Origin of the sequence: Pseudomonas sp. v388, assembly GCF_003935425.1 — a bacterium.
In the GTDB taxonomy this organism is placed as follows: Bacteria; Pseudomonadota; Gammaproteobacteria; order Pseudomonadales; family Pseudomonadaceae; genus Aquipseudomonas.
Window position 1 is genome coordinate 95412 of sequence record NZ_RHQN01000011.1, and the last position, 16794, is coordinate 112205.

11 protein-coding genes are annotated in these 16794 nt (G+C 57.6%); 3 read left to right on the forward strand and 8 right to left on the reverse strand.

From position 1 onward, the window contains the following. Position 1 precedes the first annotated feature (1 nt). The 5 genes from EGJ27_RS25120 to EGJ27_RS22930 form a co-directional block, all read right to left on the reverse strand. Entirely contained in the window at positions 2-151 is a 150-nt protein-coding gene (locus tag EGJ27_RS25120; RefSeq protein WP_256672903.1) for a hypothetical protein, read from the reverse strand. Positions 152-221: 70 nt separating this feature from the next. Next, on the reverse strand, positions 222-1829 hold the full coding sequence (locus tag EGJ27_RS22915) for a DUF2357 domain-containing protein (RefSeq protein WP_125833032.1): 1608 nt from the start codon (positions 1827-1829) through the stop codon (positions 222-224). A gap of 3 nt (positions 1830-1832) precedes the next feature. After that, a complete protein-coding gene (locus tag EGJ27_RS22920) occupies positions 1833-4097 on the reverse strand; it encodes an McrB family protein (RefSeq protein ID WP_125833033.1) in 2265 nt (754 codons plus the stop codon). 154 nt (positions 4098-4251) lie between these two features. After that, positions 4252-5082, reverse strand: a complete 831-nt coding sequence (locus tag EGJ27_RS22925) for an HNH endonuclease (RefSeq protein ID WP_057975487.1) — start codon at positions 5080-5082, stop codon at positions 4252-4254. 74 nt (positions 5083-5156) lie between these two features. Beyond that, positions 5157-5432: a hypothetical protein gene (locus tag EGJ27_RS22930; RefSeq protein ID WP_017528827.1), complete on the reverse strand. Its 276-nt coding sequence runs from the start codon at positions 5430-5432 to the stop codon at positions 5157-5159. A 102-nt stretch (positions 5433-5534) separates the two neighbouring features. Here EGJ27_RS22930 and EGJ27_RS22935 point away from each other — a divergent pair, with 102 nt between their 5' ends. From EGJ27_RS22935 to EGJ27_RS22945, 3 genes are all read left to right on the forward strand, one after another. Next, positions 5535-6410: a YafY family protein gene (locus EGJ27_RS22935; RefSeq protein WP_076013783.1), complete on the forward strand. Its 876-nt coding sequence runs from the start codon at positions 5535-5537 to the stop codon at positions 6408-6410. Positions 6411-6555: 145 nt separating this feature from the next. Then, positions 6556-7230, forward strand: coding sequence for a hypothetical protein (locus EGJ27_RS22940; protein ID WP_076013784.1), 675 nt, complete (start codon positions 6556-6558; stop codon positions 7228-7230). Further along, entirely contained in the window at positions 7217-7420 is a 204-nt protein-coding gene (locus EGJ27_RS22945) for a hypothetical protein (RefSeq protein ID WP_125833034.1), read from the forward strand. The genes EGJ27_RS22940 and EGJ27_RS22945 overlap by 14 nt, the downstream gene beginning before the upstream one ends. Here EGJ27_RS22945 and recD read toward each other — a convergent pair. From recD to recC, 3 genes are read right to left on the reverse strand one after another with little or no spacing between them, the layout of a single operon-like run. Continuing rightward, positions 7408-9501, reverse strand: a complete 2094-nt coding sequence (recD, locus tag EGJ27_RS22950; RefSeq protein ID WP_125833035.1) for an exodeoxyribonuclease V subunit alpha — start codon at positions 9499-9501, stop codon at positions 7408-7410. The genes EGJ27_RS22945 and recD overlap by 13 nt on opposite strands. Then, complete coding sequence (gene recB / locus EGJ27_RS22955) at positions 9498-13175, reverse strand: exodeoxyribonuclease V subunit beta (protein ID WP_125833036.1); 3678 nt, start codon at positions 13173-13175, stop codon at positions 9498-9500. Before recB ends, recD begins: the two co-directional genes overlap by 4 nt. Further along, entirely contained in the window at positions 13172-16654 is a 3483-nt protein-coding gene (gene recC / locus EGJ27_RS22960; RefSeq protein WP_125833037.1) for an exodeoxyribonuclease V subunit gamma, read from the reverse strand. The genes recB and recC overlap by 4 nt, the downstream gene beginning before the upstream one ends. Positions 16655-16794: the final 140 nt, after the last annotated feature.

Sequence of the window (16794 nt, forward strand, 5' to 3'; positions counted from 1 at the left end):
GTTAACCAGCTCTTTGAGCCGTACGGCGATTTCGGGCGACAGACCGCACCCGCAACCAGATATAAAGATCGCTGCTGGCCATGGAATCACTTTCGGCTTGCATGAGTGCAAGCTCCAGCTCGGCTTGAGCCTTTGAAATGAGTGTTGTCATCGCGTTTCCTTTTAGAGCGTTCCGTGATTTTTCATCCAGCACTTGCTGAAGTCGTTTCTCCAGCTGTCCATCACCCGTCAGTGGCGCAGGAAATTACCGTCATGGAATGCTCCACTGATTCAGCGTCAGCACAGCCCACCCAAAAGGGCCGTAGCACCACATCCAGCCCGCTGTGTTCAACGCTCAGCTCCGCGACGCCAACACCATTGTCTTTCCGGTAATTCATCGTCTCCAACAATGGAGCGCCTCCTCCACGGGGTACCAGCAATAACGATAAGTCCGGTTTATGCCCGTCCCAACGCAAGCAGTCCCGGTACAAGTGCGCAGACTCCATGCCTTGCAGCACCCATTCGCGATCAACTCGGTACTTGGCATCCATTACAATGAATGAGCGCCCAGCCGGACTTTTCACGGTGACAACAATGTCAGGGCGGCGCTCTCCGGAAATGCTGGAAAAGCAGTGGTTGGCTGGCCGGTCAAACGCAGGGCAGCGTACCTGTAGCCAGACATCGACCTGTGTGTCGCTACTCCTTCCCTCGCAACGTACGACGTCCACACGTGAGCCGGGCCATCGGTAACTCCACTGCAGGCCGGGATAGATCGACTTCATCTTGCCGACCACTTGGAGGTAGCACCAACGCTCATAGATCTCCCACGTCGGACTGATCCACAAACGCTCTCCCTCGCTGCTGCCATCAATACCCGGGCGCAGCAGGTACCAACCATAGCGATAAGCCCGAGCGTATGCAGGATGAGCGGAAATCGCGTTAAGCCCTGCAGCGTTAATACGAGGCTGACGCAGGGAACAGAAGGGTTCCTTGCGCTGGATCCTCCGAAGGGCGCTGTGCAAGCCTTCGAGGAACTCAATACGGCGCCCAAGCCGTGGGGCCAATGCGGAGCGAGCACCCGTATCACGCTCCTGATCAATGAGCTTTTGCAATCCGGCAATCACCTGCCGGCTGCGTCGCAGAGTATCTCCAAGGACAACAGCCAACGCCTGGTTGGCTGGGTTATCGAGGTCCTCGAAAACACTGGGCACATCAAAGTGCAGTACCTCACCACTGGCATTAGCCTGCTCGATATTATAGAGCAACGCCGTAGCCGCAGGGTCTTGCAAGGCACGACGCAAGGTCTGGCGATCAATCCGACGCAATTGATGCGCTGGCCGTAATGTGCGCTCTCGGTGTAACCGGGTTAGCGGCTTGCGCAAGACTTCGGCGAACGCCGACAATAGCTCAGGACCATAACGTTTCAGCCGGGCATATTGCAGATGTGGATCGCTGGTTCGACCTTCGCGCCCCACCTCCAGCTGTGCGTATTCGTTTCCCAACAGCAAACGTGTATCGAAGGCAAGAAGTTCATCGAGCATCGCTGCGAACGAAACCTCGCCGAGCTTGCATTGATCCGGGGCCACATCAAAGTGGTAGGTCGCTACGACTTTGCCACTGCCATCAACCAACTCAGCGATGACTTTGCCTGCATAGAAACCCGGTTGCCATCGCCAAGCGTCAAATGCCTCATGACGCGAGGTCTCCAACGGCTCATCGTCAACAAACAAGCGCCACTCTGGGACAGTCTCAAAATAGTAGATGCCGCGCTCCATGAAACCTGAGGCCAGAACATCGGGGCTGACAGTGAACGCGCAGCCTTGTTTGTCGATGCATCGAATAATCGCCATGTTTCAGCGCCAGAACCGGGCAGAACCCAAAGAGCGCAAATCATCGTGCAATTCGGCGACTTTTGCTGCCGAGTCCGCCAGTTTCATATCCCGCAACAGAGCGCTGGTGTCCGCGAAAGCGGCCTGGACCCGCGGTGTGTCTTCACCGCGCAGTTTTGGCAGGACTTTGGCGTAGATGGCTTGATCCAAAGCTCTATCAAAGTCAATCACACCACCGCGTTCGGCCTGCTCGATGTAGCCGATAACATCATGGATCGTCCGCCAGCCGAAATGCAGTCGGGCCGGGCGCAAGGCCTTGACCAAACCTTTGAGCGTGTCGCGCACTCTAACAACTTGTTCTTCGGCCAAAGCGCTGGTTTTCCAGCCAGGAAACGCTTCAACATCGATGTCCCAGAACTCGATCACTGCTGCCCGATCGAGCACCTTGTCGCTCAGACCATGTGTCGTTTCATCCATATTCACGGTGCCAATGATCACCAGGTTGCTCGGGTACTTGATGGTCGCCGGCACACCGCAGATATCATTGTCCTGAGCATGGAGCTCAATTTGATCACCTGTCTCCATGGCCGAAAGCAGCGGTGCCAAATATTGCTCCGGGTGCGAAAGGTTCATTTCGTCCAGCACAACCGTGTATGGACGCTCGGTGTCGGAACTGGCTCTAAGCAGGAAATCGACGAAAGCCGTACGTACGTAGCTCTCGCTATTCAAGGGATTGACGTAACCAAGCAGACACGAGGGATCATGCCAGCCTGGCTGGACGGGAACTGTAAGCAAGCCCTCTGCCTGATTGGTTTGCCCCTCGTGCAACGCAAGCGCATACCCCCGAGCCAGTACCGTCTTACCAGCACCGCTGAGCCCTGTGAGTACGGCGAAGTGACGGCGCGGATGGCTCCAGAGTCCCGCGTCAAGGCGAGCAACCAGACCGATCGGAAAGGCGATATCTTCGGGGAAACTACGCTGGATGGTTTCCAGCGAGGGTCGCTCAAACGGCACAGCCTCCTCACTGTATGGCACCACGCTGGTTGAAACGGCCCCAGCCTCTGGAGTAAGTGATTGGGGTTCCCAGTAGATTTGCGCTGCCCAAGTTTCACCGAGTTCGGTCAGGTGCAGCAGTTTGTCTGCACGGGTTTCGACCAATTGCAGGGCACGCAGCCAAAAGGTCAGACTGGTCAATGCTCGATCGCTGGTCCACCCGGGGTTGACCTTTCTCAACGCGTCATTCAACGCACTGACGGACATTGGGCCGATTCGCAATGCATAGAGCATGTGATCAAACCCGAGAACGCGGGTCAGCAACCAGTCCGATACTTCATCAGGTTCGCCAGAATCTAGCAGTCCCTCACCTCGCGGTGTCAGATGGATTTCGTCGCCTTGAGCCCGCAGAACACCCCATTCGGCAATGAGTGAATTGAGTTGTGTTCGGATACTCGAAGTCGCGTGACTTGGGTTGATCGAGCGCATGTGCTCCACCAAATCTTCTCGCTTGCATCCCTCTTTGGCGAACTCAATGATCGCCCTGATGGTCGCGATACCACCACCAATGGCGAGCATGCCGCGACGTCGGCGCTCAGCAGGTAAAGGATTCAAGCGCTCCTGACCTGTAGCGGGGTCTGCGATTTCCGTGGCCTCGGTTTCCTGCTCCCTTACGAATTTCATGTAGAGCAGCCAAGGCAGAGTCATGCGCTCCAGCGTCGGTATTGATAGTCCTTTTTCTCGCTCGCCCAAAACATCGTCCAGGCGCTCAAGCACACTCCGATGCAGAGAAAGCTCACGCTCGGTGCCTCCTACACCTATCAACGAAGCCAAAGTACGCAACTTCGGGTAGTGAGCGAGTGTGGTCAGTTCGGTTGGGCACAACGCTGCAAAAAGACGATACTTTTTAAGCCTCGGATTGCGTCGCACAAGGGGAGGAGCAACTAGTTGGTTCAACTCGCGCCAGCCTTCCTTGAGCACCTGATCTTGAAGGTGAATATCACCAGTTTTGAGCGATGCCCGAATACTCCAAAGGCATTGGGCGACTCCAGGATCGGCGATCACCTCAGACACATTGACCGTGCCCATGCCCGTTTTTGTAATGACCTCACTTTCCCACAGCAGCTCTTGAAACGCTGTACTACAAAACTCCTCCTGATCAGCGTCTTGTACTTTACGAAGGAACTCCGACAGCTTTTTCAGCCAGCTCTGATACCAAGGCAGCTCACGATTGTGAGCCAATACCGCCTCACAGGCTGCCTTCAGATTTGCGTTATCCTTCAGATCTACCGCCACCAGTCATGCCCCTTATTGTCTTGTTAGGCGACCGCGCCCAATACCGTCTCTGATAAATATTTGCATGCGGAGTTACACCACCTCCTAGGAGAGTCCAGGCAGTGACACTGGCTCCTGGCCCATCACCTTTCAGGCAAACGATTAACACGAGCCACTAGCCGCTGAATACGTGCTCGCGATGCCAGGCCAAGTAGTTCAAATGACGCTCATGAAGGCTACGCAATCGGCATTGCGGTTTAATACCAAGCGCCAGTTGCAGTTCAGTGGTCAGCGCTTGCGCAATTACAATATCGCCCTTCTCGGTAAAGCTGATTAGTCCCAGGTCAAAGGCTTGATCCAGGTTGGGTGTCAGAAGCAATCCGTTAAAGGGATCGAGGCGCTCCAGATGCGTGGCGTCACGCCATGGTTTGATGTGTGAAGCGCGCAGCATGGAAGCGAGCGCAAAACCACTAACAGCACAACCTTGCCAATGCTCGAGCAGCGCCTGGCGATAGACGCCTTGTCCTACTCGCGCTCGGATGATGGCCTCACGTTCTGTCGTACCGATCTGCTGCCCAGTAGGTGATTGCTCGAAGAGCTCAATCAGGCTGACTTCGTCTTCCACCTGCTTCTCGATGCTCACCAACTCACCGCCAAGCAAGCCAAACAAACTGAGCAAGTCGTCTACATTAGCCACGTTGACTGCGATTCCGGTTTTGCTGGTCGAGCCCGGCGCAAACGGAAACGCTTCCAGGCTGGTACTTTTGTAAGTCTCATTGGGTACTCCCCGCGTCAACGCCTTGATTTGCGCCCAATGCGCCGATTTTCGGTATGCCGGATGCAGCACCAATGGCTGGCGCCCAACGCTTCGGCCGGTGGCGTAATGCTTGACGAATAGCGGATGCTCAAGCCCCGAGTGAACATAACCCCGCGCATAGGCTCTTTCGTACTTCCTGCTGCAACCGTTGCCTTCCAGAAGCCTGCATATTTCCAGCGAATCGAGCATGTACTCCTCCTAATGTCTACACCGTATCGGAGCCAAATCACGGGGCCTTGCACCAAGGCCCTCGTGCCTCACACCTAGGGCAGCAAAGCCTGCAGAATCTCCACCTTGCGCTGCAACTGCTCCACATGAGCCTTCTCCGCCCGAAGCGCCGATTTCAACTCGCGATTCTCTTCGGCGTGCCAGCTCAGCCGCTGCTGGCGCTCCTTCGTGGTCGCATGCCAATGCTCGAGCAATCTCCAGGCTTTGTTAGTCTGCAGATACTGCACCAAAAGCATCAGCAGGATCATCAACAGCATCAGCATCGCTACCGACGCCGTCCAATCCCAACCATCCATAAACATGTCCCTCATGTCGTCAACTCCAAACTTGCCAGAGTCACGATATGTAGTGTTAAACGACACGTCTAGAATGTAGACTTATACAGGTAAAGTATTCACTCACATGGAGGCGACATGAAACGCAAGCAAACCATCGAGCAGGTCCGTTGGGACCTCGCCCTTCGCTACCGACTGATCGAAACCGTCGCGTGGTGGGAAGGCCGGCTGACCACGGTGCACTTGACGCAGAGCTTCGGCATCAGCCGTCAGCAAGCATCCAAGGACATCAATACCTATATCACCGAGCATGCGCCTAAAAACCTTACATATGATCGACAGATCAAGGGTTACGTGCCGAGCAAACAGTTCAAGCCACTGTTCATCGATGACAGCGCCAGCGCCTACCTACACCTGCTTTACCAGAACAATGCTCGAGCGCCACACGTTGAGGGGCTGGCGTTAGCCTACGCCCACACCAAAGTACTGGAGGTGCCTGATCGCTCGATCAAGGCCGAGATACTGCGCCCACTGCTCAAGGCTTGCCGGGAGCATCTACGCCTGGACATCGACTACGTTTCGCTCAACAGTCCCGAACCTGAAGGGCGAACCATTGCACCACATACGCTGGTTTACACAGGCATGCGCTGGCATGTGCGCGCCTACTGCGAAAAAAACCGCGAGTACCGGGACTTTGTACTGAGCCGACTGCGTGGGGTTCCTGAACTGATGGACGGCGAGACCGAGAATGGCCTCTCGGACGACGACCAGTGGAATAGCGAAGTCAAAGTCATCATCAAACCCGATGAGCGTCTGACGGTGATGCAAAAAGCGATAATCCAGGAGGATTTCGGGATGGTCGATGGGCGACTGCAGATTCCCTGTCGCCAGGCGTTGGTCAAGTATGTGTTGCAGCGCTATCAGATTGATCCAAAGAACATGGACCCGAAACCAGAGGCGCAACAGATCGTGGTGGAGAACCTGAAGGAGTTGAAACCCTGGCTGTATGACTGATACCGGTCCCTTTCGACTGCCCTGTTCGCGACAACCTTGCCGCTGGCACACGACTCCAAAAAATACCGAGCCCTGACACAGTGCGACATGATCTGTCGCACGAGTGAATCAAGCTCTGTATCAGACCCCACGAGAGAACGCGATATTGAATAATCTGGAAGCCCTGAAGCTGGTGGAAACCACGTTCACCGAGATACTGAACGCCGACAAAGTGTCCGACCTGCAAAAGATACTGACGTCCGATTCCCTGCTGGAAAAATGGCAGATGGACCGCAACAAGTACCCAGAATTGCAGTTGAAGTTGACGGACCACGACATCAGTTCCCTCATGACTAAGGTTGGCAACGATCTTCGCTTGCATGCGGACCTCAGCGCCAAACTGGAAACTCCTCTGGAAAAGCTGCTCTACGCCCTGGTCTGGAAAAATGGCGACCTGCAAAAGGTGGCGCACATCATCAAAGGTGCAGCCGATGTCAGACCAACATCGCTGACTAACGGCCCAGGCCAGGTATTCAGACAGTTCGGCCGGCACCTGGCTGATCGCTCGGAATCCATTGTCGATCAGCACGTGCTTCGTGCCTTCGAACTCTATGAGCAGATCAACGACCCAGACTTTTCCAAGATCAAGACCATTCGCAAGAAGATCAACTGGGACAAGGATGTCGCCTGCATCGAACGCTACAAACGCTGGCTCTGCGAGCACTTCAAAGAGCGTCAGGATGCCGAACCTGGATTCGTGGTGAACATCGACATGGCGCTCTTCGCGCTCGGTCGAGCGGTAAAGATCACCAGCAAACGCGGCAACGGTGAAGCAGCGTAATACCATCACCATCGAGGACAGCGCCATGAAAACCTACAAAGCCTTTATGCAACGTGTGGTTGCCACCGCCGGCCCCCAAGCCAACTTCACCATCACGGTTCAAGCGGTGACCTCTGCCATGGCAAAGGTCACCGCTGAAGCCCAGTACCCAGGCTACAAATGCCTGAACGCACCCACTCAGGTGCGTTGAAGTTTTGCCAGCTCATCTTGCAGTTGCAGCGCCAGCCCACTGGTTCGCTGCACATTGCGACTCACCGCACCTTCAAATACGCCCGGACTGGCTTCGACCAGGCTGAACCATTGCTTGGCACGGGTGATGGCGGTGTACAACAGCTCCTTGGTCAGCACAGGGTTAAGCGCATCGGGCAATACCAGAGCCGTATGGTTGAACTCCGACCCCTGGGACTTGTGCACCGTCATGGCGAAAACGGTCTCAACCTCCACCAGCCGACTCGGCATCACGAAACGTACGCCGCCGCTGCCATCGTTTCGCGGGAAGGCCACACGTAGAACACGCTCTGCAGAGGGGCCTGGTACCCAGAGTGCAATGCCAATGTCACCATTCATCAAGCTCAGGCTGTAATCATTGCGGGTGACCAGTACCGGTCGCCCTTCGTACCAACCCTGATCCCCCGACAACAACTCACAGCGGCGCAGTTCGGCGGCCACTCGCTGGTTCAGCCCTTCAACCCCCCAAGGCCCGCGACGCAGCGCACAGAGCAGGCGGAACTCATCGAACGCGCCCAATACTTTGCCAGCCCAACCGGCCCAAAGGGCACTGTCCCAGGGAGTGTCTTTCGCAGGACGCTGGTCTCGTAGCTGCTCAAGGTAATGACGGTAACCCGGGGCATCGCCTTTGCCGTTGATAATCAACTCTATGAGTGCGGCATCATGCTCGCCTCGCAACTTGAGGTTGAACAGCTGAGGCAATTGCTGATCAAGCAGGCTTCGTGCTTCGGCGGCGTTTTTCTCATTGACCAGCTTGGCCAGACGCCCAATGCCCTGCTGGGCGTCGAAGCGTCGGGAGTAGCGCAGCATGACGGTTTGCTGGGCCAGCGGATCGCCAGCACCGACTGCCGTTTGCAACCCCGGAGCGCTGACCGACTCGCCACTGTGGGCTTCCAGCCAGGCCACTGTTTGCTCGCTATAGCCGCCGGCTTCAGCGTTGCGACAAAGGTCGCCCAACACGGAGCCTGCATCCACCGATGCCAGCTGATCCTTGTCACCCAACAGAATCAAGCGCGCCTGCCGAGGCAAGGCATCGAGCAAGCAAGCCATCATTTCCAGGTCAATCATCGACGCTTCGTCGACCACCAATACATCCAGCTCCAGTGGCTTATCCCGGTGGTGAATGAAGTTGCGCGAATCCGGTCGACTGCCCAACAGACGGTGCAATGTGGAAACATCCGTCGGGATCGCCTCCTGCACCGGGGCGCTGACCGGCAGCTCACGGACGGCCTTGCCAATGGACTCGGACAAGCGTGCGGCTGCCTTGCCGGTGGGGGCGGCGAGGCGAATGCGTAGAGGTTTTCCTTCCTCCACGGCCGGTGTTTGCAGCAGCCCCAGCAAGCGCACGACCGAAGTGGTCTTGCCGGTGCCGGGGCCGCCGGTGATGACACTGAAATTGCCTCGTGCCGCCAGCGCACAGGCAATTTTTTGCCAGTCGCTGCGGCGTTCACCGTTAACTTCGAAGGTGTCAGGGAACAAGGCATCGAGCCGACTGGAAAGTTTTTCCGGTGTTACCGCGTCCACGCTCAAGCGGGCACTCAACGCCTGGGCAATGTTGCACTCGTAGTTCCAGTAACGACGCAGGTACAGGCGCTGTCCGGTCAACACCAACGGCCGTCGCGGAAAACGCTGTGCCCCGTCCCGATCCTCCACCAGCGGGCTCAAGGCCAACGCCCGGCGCCATTGCGCGACATTCAGGCCCAGCAACCATTTCGACGGTAATTGGCCGCCCTCCTCCCCTTCAGGAGGTGACGACAACACAAAGTCAGGCGCTTGCAGGGTAGAGACCAGATCTAGGCAGGAATGCCCGCGACCCAGTTGATGACTGGTCATCGCGGCGGCCAACAACACACTGGCCTGGGCCTGAGGATCCTGTTCAAAAATGAAGGTGGCGAATGAGCGATCCAGTGCGCGCAGCCAGCCTCGGCTCACCCAATTGTCGAGTTGATGCAGCAGCTCGCTGCTGTCGGCATCGCCAACGAACAACGGCGGGTGATCAACGTTGCGCTGGCTGTTGCTCAGTTGCTTAAGGGTCTGGCTCATGCGCTGACCTCCGCGTGTTGGCCCATGAAGAGTTGGTCCAGTTGTTCAATCAACTGCCGTGGCGGTCGTTCGAAATGCACACCATGGGTGGGCGCCTGGTGCCCACGGACGAACAGGTATACCGCCCCGCCCATGTGCTGTTCGTAGTCATACCCCGCAAGGCGCAGCTTGAGCTGACGATGCAACGCCAGCAGGTAGAGGCACAACTGCAGGTCGTAACGTTTGTTCAGCATGGTCTCGGCCATCGCCTCGGCGTCGTAGGCCTGATCGTTACCGCCCAGCCAGTTGGACTTGTAGTCCGCCACGTAGTAGCGACCTTGATGCTCAAAGGTCAGGTCGATGAAGCCTTTGAACATGCCGTTCAACTCGTTGGCGGCCAGTACTGGACGCGGTGCACCACCCAACGTGTATTGGCGCACCAGTGCATCAAGGCGCTGAACGTTCACTGACCGGCTGGAAAACCAGAACTCCATCTCCACCTGATAGGTGGTGAGGGTCGAGAGTTTGCATTGGGTACCGTTGAACCGCAGCGGTGCATTCAGATAGCTGCCAAGCCAAGCGGACAGTGGCTCGATCCAGGCTTCCCAATCGCGCAGGTTGCAGCGTCGGGCAACGGTGTTATGCAGGGTGATCGGATCTCCAGCCGCCTTGGCGAAACCTTCGCGGCCGGCCCATTCGAACAACCCGTGCAGAAAGGTGCCCGGCCCTGCGCCCCGAGGGAAACCGTGAATCCCGGCCCCGGCGGGCAAGGCTTCAGCTTCGTCCTCTTCCTGCAAGTTGGCTTCCAGCGCGGTCGCCGGCTCAAGATTGACACCCGGCTGCGCCCCCATCAGGACATTACCGTCGGCAATGGCCAACGCCGAGTAACTGGCGATCCACCAGTTAGCCGCAAGCTTGTGCAGGGGGCGCAATGCCGGCCCCACCAGCGGTGGCGTTGGCGCCGTATGCACATCGTCGGACGGCACGGGGGCTGCGCACACGTTTATGTCATTGCAGTTCTTTGCGAAAGTCTCGACCACGCCGAGAAGCTCATCGGGCGTGACCTGCTTCTCACCTGCCAACATGTAACCCAGGCCTGTCTTGTGCAAGTGCGTCGTTTTACTTCTGCGATCCGATGCTTGGGCTGCCATGCAAATCCAGGTGGCGTAACGAGCTCGGGTCAAGGCGACGTAGAGCAAGCGCATCTCTTCTCCCATACGCTCATCGTTGGCCCGCAGTTGTGCCGGTTTTGCCGATTCACCTTTTACCAATTCAATCACCAACGAATCATTTTCATCGTGAAACATCGGCGGGGTTTTGCTTTTGCCATCGATCTCCCTTGCGCTACAGGCAAACGGCAGCAGCACCAAAGGGTATTCCAGGCCCTTGGACTTGTGCACGGTGATTACCTTGATCAGGTCCGAATCGCTTTCCAGACGCAGAATTTCTTCTTCGCTCTGACCATCGACCTGCTCGGCCAGATGGCGGATCAGCGCATGCTCGCCATCGAGTTCGGCAGCGCTGCGCTGCAACCATTCGGCCAGATGCAACAGGTTGGTCAGGCGACGCTCACCCTGATCCTCCACAAGCAAACGGGCCGGCACCTTGAACGTGGCCAGCAGCTTTCGCAGCATTGGCAGAACACCTTGTTGCTGCCACAAGACACGCAAATCCCTGAACAACAGCACCTGTTGCTCCCAGAACAACTCATCTTGGTTCAATTGCTCCAGCGTCTGCCATGGCAGCCCGATGCTACGGGTCGCCATCGCCGCTCGCACCAGCCGATCGCTGGTCGGTTGAGCGCAGGCTCGCAGGATATACAGCAGGTCTTTGGCCTCCTCGCTTTCGAAGACCGAGTCCCTGTCAGAGAGATAGACGCTGGCCAGTTGGCGCTGCGCCAGGGCTTTGCGGATGGCTTCGGCTTCCTTGCGATTGCGCACCAGAATGGCGATATCGGCGGGCCGCAAGGCGATGAATTCACCCTTGTCGTTCAGCAAACCGGACCGGTTGATTGCAGCGGGATCGAGCCAGGCCTGAATCGCCGATGCCGAGGCTTCAGCGGCTTTGCGCAAGTACGTGGCGTTATTAATTACGCCCTGGGTTTCCAGATGCCAGAACGTCAGGGCCGTTTGGTCCGTGCCGTTGATCTGCAAAATATCGTCGCGCCCGTTGGCTTGTACGGTGTTGAACGGCACCGGATTGCCCTGGTCTTCCTTGGCAAAACGAAACGCTCCACGCGGCTGTGATTCGGCGAACTCGAAGCAGTGGTTGGCTGCATCGACCATCGCCTGGGTGGAGCGATAATTGGTGCCCAGCGTGTAATGACGGCCAGCCGTGGCCTCTCGCGCCTGCAGATAAGTGTAGATATCCGCGCCGCGGAAAGAGTAAATCGCCTGTTTCGGATCGCCGATCAGGAACAGCCCGCAGTCTTCCAGGTTCTCGCAGATGCGGTAGATTGTTTCAAAGATCCGGTATTGAACCGGGTCGGTGTCCTGGAACTCATCGATCAGAGCAACCGGGTACTGCTTGCGAATGGTCTCGGCCAAACGAGGGCCGGACGAGCTCTGCAAGGCGTGGTCAAGGCGATTGAGCAGGTCGTCGAATCCGATTTCAGCTCGGCGGCGCTTTTCTTCATCGAAGCGCTCATGCACTTCATGCAAGGCATGCAGCAGCACCTGCGCCCTGATATCAACCTTGGCGTTACGTTTTTCCAGCCAGGCATCAATGGCCTGTAGCGCCTGATGTTGGGGAACCTTGTCTTTACCAGTGAGCCTCAAGCCGGATTGACTGAACGCCTTTATTTTTTCAGGTGCAGGTTGCCCCCGACTCCACCGCTCCAAGTCGCGCAAATAGCCATTGAATACATCATCCTGGTCTGCCCCCCTATAGGTACCTCCATGCATCCGGACCCGAACACTCTGCAGTAAGGCCTCTAGGTCGAACTGATGCTGTACCCACAACTGGCGAGCATTACGCTCCAGTTCGCCGACTGTTCCGTACCATTCACCCGGTTCCTGGAGTAATGCCTGCAAAGACCCAGGCGCTTCAAGAGGCTGGGTTTTGTATTGATAAGTCGCGTCCCGGCGTGTCAGCAACGAACCGAGCGCATCCCCCAGCTCCTGAGGGCTTTTGAAACAATCACCGATCGATCGCGCCTGCTCCACCGGCAACTCATAGAAATGCCGGCGCCAATAATCCCTGACCACCTCGGCCAGTAACTCGCTCTGGTCGGTTTCCAGTGTCTGGGTGAACAGGCTGCCACTGTCGAAGGCATGCTCACGCAGCATCCGATAACACCAGCCGTGAATGGTCGAGACGGCGGCCTCATCCATCCACTCCCCGGCCAATTGCAAGCGTCGAGCGCAGTCAGGCCACTGCTCCGTTGGGTATTCGTCACGCAGTTGCTGCAGCAACTTGTCATGTTTGCGATCCGGTTCCAGAAAGCACTGCGCCGCTTCGGTCAAGCGCGCACGAATACGGTCGCGCAGTTCCTGAGTGGCGGCGTCCGTAAACGTCACCACCAGGATTTGCGGCGGCGTAAGCGGTGCCTTGAATGCGTTTTCGCCGCCATGCCCCAGCACCAGACGCACATAAAGCAAAGCGATCGTGAAGGTTTTGCCCGTGCCGGCACTGGCCTCGATCAATCGGCTGCCATGCAATGGAAAGTCTAGGGGGTTGAGATTAACTGGGCTCATTGGTCGCTCCCTGCGTGGCTGGAAGACAGGTGTTTGAACAGTCCGCCATACAACCGCTTGGACCATGTGCCAAAATCACCGCAAGCACATAGCTGGTCAAAGTCCGCGTAGGCGCGGCGCAAGGCGAAGGAGCTCTCTGCTTCTCCGGTGCGCTTGTAGCCACCCTCGAATGTCTCACGGGCCTTGTCCGAGGCCGCGTCTTTGTCTTCGCCATCCGCTCCCGCTTCCTCAAGCCATGCGAATGCGCTTTTGCAGGCGACCGGCAGCGGTTCACGCATGCCCGCCACCCAGGCGTCGAGCAGCGATTGCAACTGCGCCTGCGCCTCTTGCGCGGGCATTGGCCGGAACACCACATCACCGTTCAAACTGACCAGAATCGTGGTGCAGCCCAAACCGCTCAGCTGCAACGCCAGATGTCGCACCCAGGGTCGAACCAGGTTGTGCCAGCGCCAACTGTCGTCGTTGCACAGTTTCTTGCTGTCGAGTTGCAAGTACACCCGCTCACCTTGGGCATTACAGCGAATGCCGCCCAACCAGTCATTCAATCCCGGTGTCGATTCGCACGCGGCAATCGTGGCGGCAGTCTGGCCGTCCTCGATTTCAGGCCATGCCTGCAGCTGCGCGTGGTAACGCTCCAGCATGTCCGGTAGAGGCTCGGCCAATGCCGATGCGCTCAAGGTTCCGAAGCCACCCAGCGGCAACTTGCCTTCGCGCTGCAATCGCTGAACGTGCCGATCGAGCTCGGCCACCGCGTTCTCGGGCCGGTAATCTTCTTCAACCCAGCGCTTGAGCGCCTGGCTGAGCCGGTCCTGGTGCTGCCAGTTTTCGAGGCCGTCGAGCTGAAAGGTTTCGTCGTCGCGGCCGGTCAATTCGTCATTGTCGAAATTGACCTTGAGCCGTTGCTGGAAGAATGCCCCGACGGGATCACGGACAAACCCGGCCAGTTGGCGCAGGGTCAACGGGGTGTCTTGAGCGAGCGATGGCAACAAACCGGCCGATGGTTGCCCGGCTTGTGAATCATGCACTTCGCGCCACTCGTGAGAATACGTGAACAGCCCGTCGGGCCCGGGTTTATTGGCAAAGTAGGCAGGGCTGAAAGGCTGGAGCGGATGTTCCTGAGTCAATGCATGGAGCAGCGCATCAGGCGTCGCATCGGGCTGCGCCAAACGCCAGCCACTGGCCAGATGATCGCGCAGTTGACCGATCAAAACCGAAGGTACGCGCTCGCTGTTGTCGCGAATATTGCGACCGACCCAACTGACGTACAGTTGTTCCCGGGCCGATAACAGCGCCTCAAGCAACAGGTAACGATCATCCTCGCGCCGCGAGCGATCGCCCGGACGGTAATCGTTGCGCATCAGATCAAAATCTACAGGCGGTTGTTGGCGCGGGTAGTCGCCATCGTTCATGCCCAGCAGGCACACCACCTTGAATGGAATGGCACGCATCGGCATCAGTGTGCAGAAGTTCACCGCGCCGGCAAGAAACCGTTGTGACAAGCCGCCCTCTTCAATGCCGGCCATCCAGGTTTCATGCATCACACTCAGCGGCAGCGGTTCGTCGAACTGCGCGGACTCGCATGTGCGCAACCAGTCGTCGAGCAACTTGAGCAGTTGGTTGACCAACAAATCTTCGCCATCACCCACCGGCCGGAAGAACACTTTCAGCAGCGATTGCAGACGCTCAACCCAGAGTACCGGTGTGGCTGGCTGTTGCAGGTCTTCGCGGGCAATTTCCAGGTGATCGAGTAAGGTCAACAGCGGCCCGGCCAAGGCGGCTTCCAGTCCCGACACTTCATCGTACGGCTCGATGCCATTCAGCTCAGGTCCCTGGCCGGTCGCGTAGCCCAGCAACATGCGACGCATGCCGAAGCGCCAAGTGTTTTGTTCCAGGCCCGCCGGCATGTCCAGGCTCTCGCGCTGCTGCGCATCGAGTCCCCAGCGCACACCGGCACCGTCGATCCAACGCTGCAGAAGCGGCACATCCGCTTCCTTGATACCGAAGCGCGTGCGCAGCGCCGGTACGTCCAGCAGGTCGAGAATATCGCTGACGGCAAAGCGGCTTTGCGGCAGTTCAAGCAGGTGTTCGAGAGCGATCAGCAAGGGCTGGCGCCCACGCTGTCCCTGGTCGGCCAGGGTAAAGGGCAGATAACGAGGATCATGACGCGGCACCTGACCGAACACGGCCTCGATATGCGGTGCATACGCATTGATGTCCGGCACCATCACAATCACATCGCGCGGGCTTAGCCCAGGATTGGCACTGAAGCGAGCAAGCAACTGATCGTGCAGCACCTCCACTTCGCGCTGGGCACTGTGGACCACGTGAAAGCGCACGGAGCGATCCTGTGCCACGTCGACCGGGGCCCACACTTCGCGAGTTTCAGCCAAAGGACGCAATTCAAGAATGTCGCTTTGCAATTGACCTAGGAGGCTTGAAGGTGGCTCGTCATTGAACAGGTCGATACGCCCGCCGTTTAAGCCCTCGAAAAGGTGTCGATAACTCGCTGGCTCGTCATAGTGGTCGAGCAAATTGATGTAGTCGCGACCTTGCTTACCCCAAGCGGCGAGCAATGGCTGGCCATGTTGGCTCGCCACCATAGAAGCACTTCTGTTTGGCTGACGGCGATAGGCATGGCCCAACAAGTCTTTGTCAGCGACGATATCGCCCCAGTGATGGCGACAAGGGTTGTGCACGCACAGCAACACCTGGCTGTAGCGCGAGAGTATGGCCAAGGCTTCCAAAACCTGTGCCGGCATAGATGAAATGCCAAACACCACCACACGCCGAGGCAACCCAGCCGGGGCCTCCCCTGCTTCACGCAGACGTGCGACAAAGCGCTTGTGAACACCGGCGCGGCTCTGCTCAAGAGCGCCCTCGCCAACATCCGCCAATACTTCACGCCACAGCTCCGCTTGCCACAGGTTGTCGGGATCCAGCGGTTTCACACCGCCTTTGATGTGCTTTAGCTGATCACGCCCGGCCGCCCAGTCCTCCAGCCAGTCGGCGCGATAGACCTGATACTGATCAAACAGGTCCGCCAGCCGCTCGGAAAGCTGATGGCGCTTGCGCTGATCGTCATCCCCCTGGAGGAAACGCCGCAAGCTGCTGAAATGGGTTTTGTCGAGCAATTGAGGCAGCAAACGCATTAGCCGCCAACTCAGCGCGGTCTTGTCCAGCGGCGAAGACTCGGGGGTTGTCTCTACCCCCAGGACAGACCTGTAGGCCTGCCACAGAAAACGCGCGGGAAGTTGCACATCCAATGCGGCAGCAATACCGCAGCCACCGTGATCAGGATCTTCGGCCAGCGCCAGCTTCAACCATTGGGCAATGCCGTTGCTGTGCACCAGCACGACTTCATTTTCCAATGGGGCTAATGGGTAGCGCTGCATCCAGCTCACAGCGAGCTCACGCAAATCGTCCAGACGATTGCCGTGAATGATCATGAAGCCGGGCTTCAACGAGTCCGCATCCTGCATAAACGCTTCCCTCAGGTTTGAACGGGCAGCTCTGCAGTACAGAGCAGCAAAAGGCCATCACTTTAAAACGATATGGTTACACGCCACCAGCCCGAAGAAGGTCAGCACAACCATCCACAGGAGCCGAGCATAGGTTGCCC

What these genes read in the sequence shown, in the direction of transcription:
- EGJ27_RS22935 (WP_076013783.1), top strand. Translation starts at nt 5,535, where the DNA reads ATGAAACGCAAGCAAACCATCGAGCAGGTCCGTTGGGACCTCGCCCTT.
- recC (WP_125833037.1), bottom strand. Translation starts at nt 16,654, where the DNA reads ATGCAGGATGCGGACTCGTTGAAGCCCGGCTTCATGATCATTCACGGC.
- recB (WP_125833036.1), bottom strand. Translation starts at nt 13,175, where the DNA reads ATGAGCCCAGTTAATCTCAACCCCCTAGACTTTCCATTGCATGGCAGC.
- EGJ27_RS25120 (WP_256672903.1), bottom strand. Translation starts at nt 151, where the DNA reads ATGACAACACTCATTTCAAAGGCTCAAGCCGAGCTGGAGCTTGCACTC.
- recD (WP_125833035.1), bottom strand. Translation starts at nt 9,501, where the DNA reads ATGAGCCAGACCCTTAAGCAACTGAGCAACAGCCAGCGCAACGTTGAT.
- EGJ27_RS22915 (WP_125833032.1), bottom strand. Translation starts at nt 1,829, where the DNA reads ATGGCGATTATTCGATGCATCGACAAACAAGGCTGCGCGTTCACTGTC.
- EGJ27_RS22925 (WP_057975487.1), bottom strand. Translation starts at nt 5,082, where the DNA reads ATGCTCGATTCGCTGGAAATATGCAGGCTTCTGGAAGGCAACGGTTGC.
- EGJ27_RS22930 (WP_017528827.1), bottom strand. Translation starts at nt 5,432, where the DNA reads ATGAGGGACATGTTTATGGATGGTTGGGATTGGACGGCGTCGGTAGCG.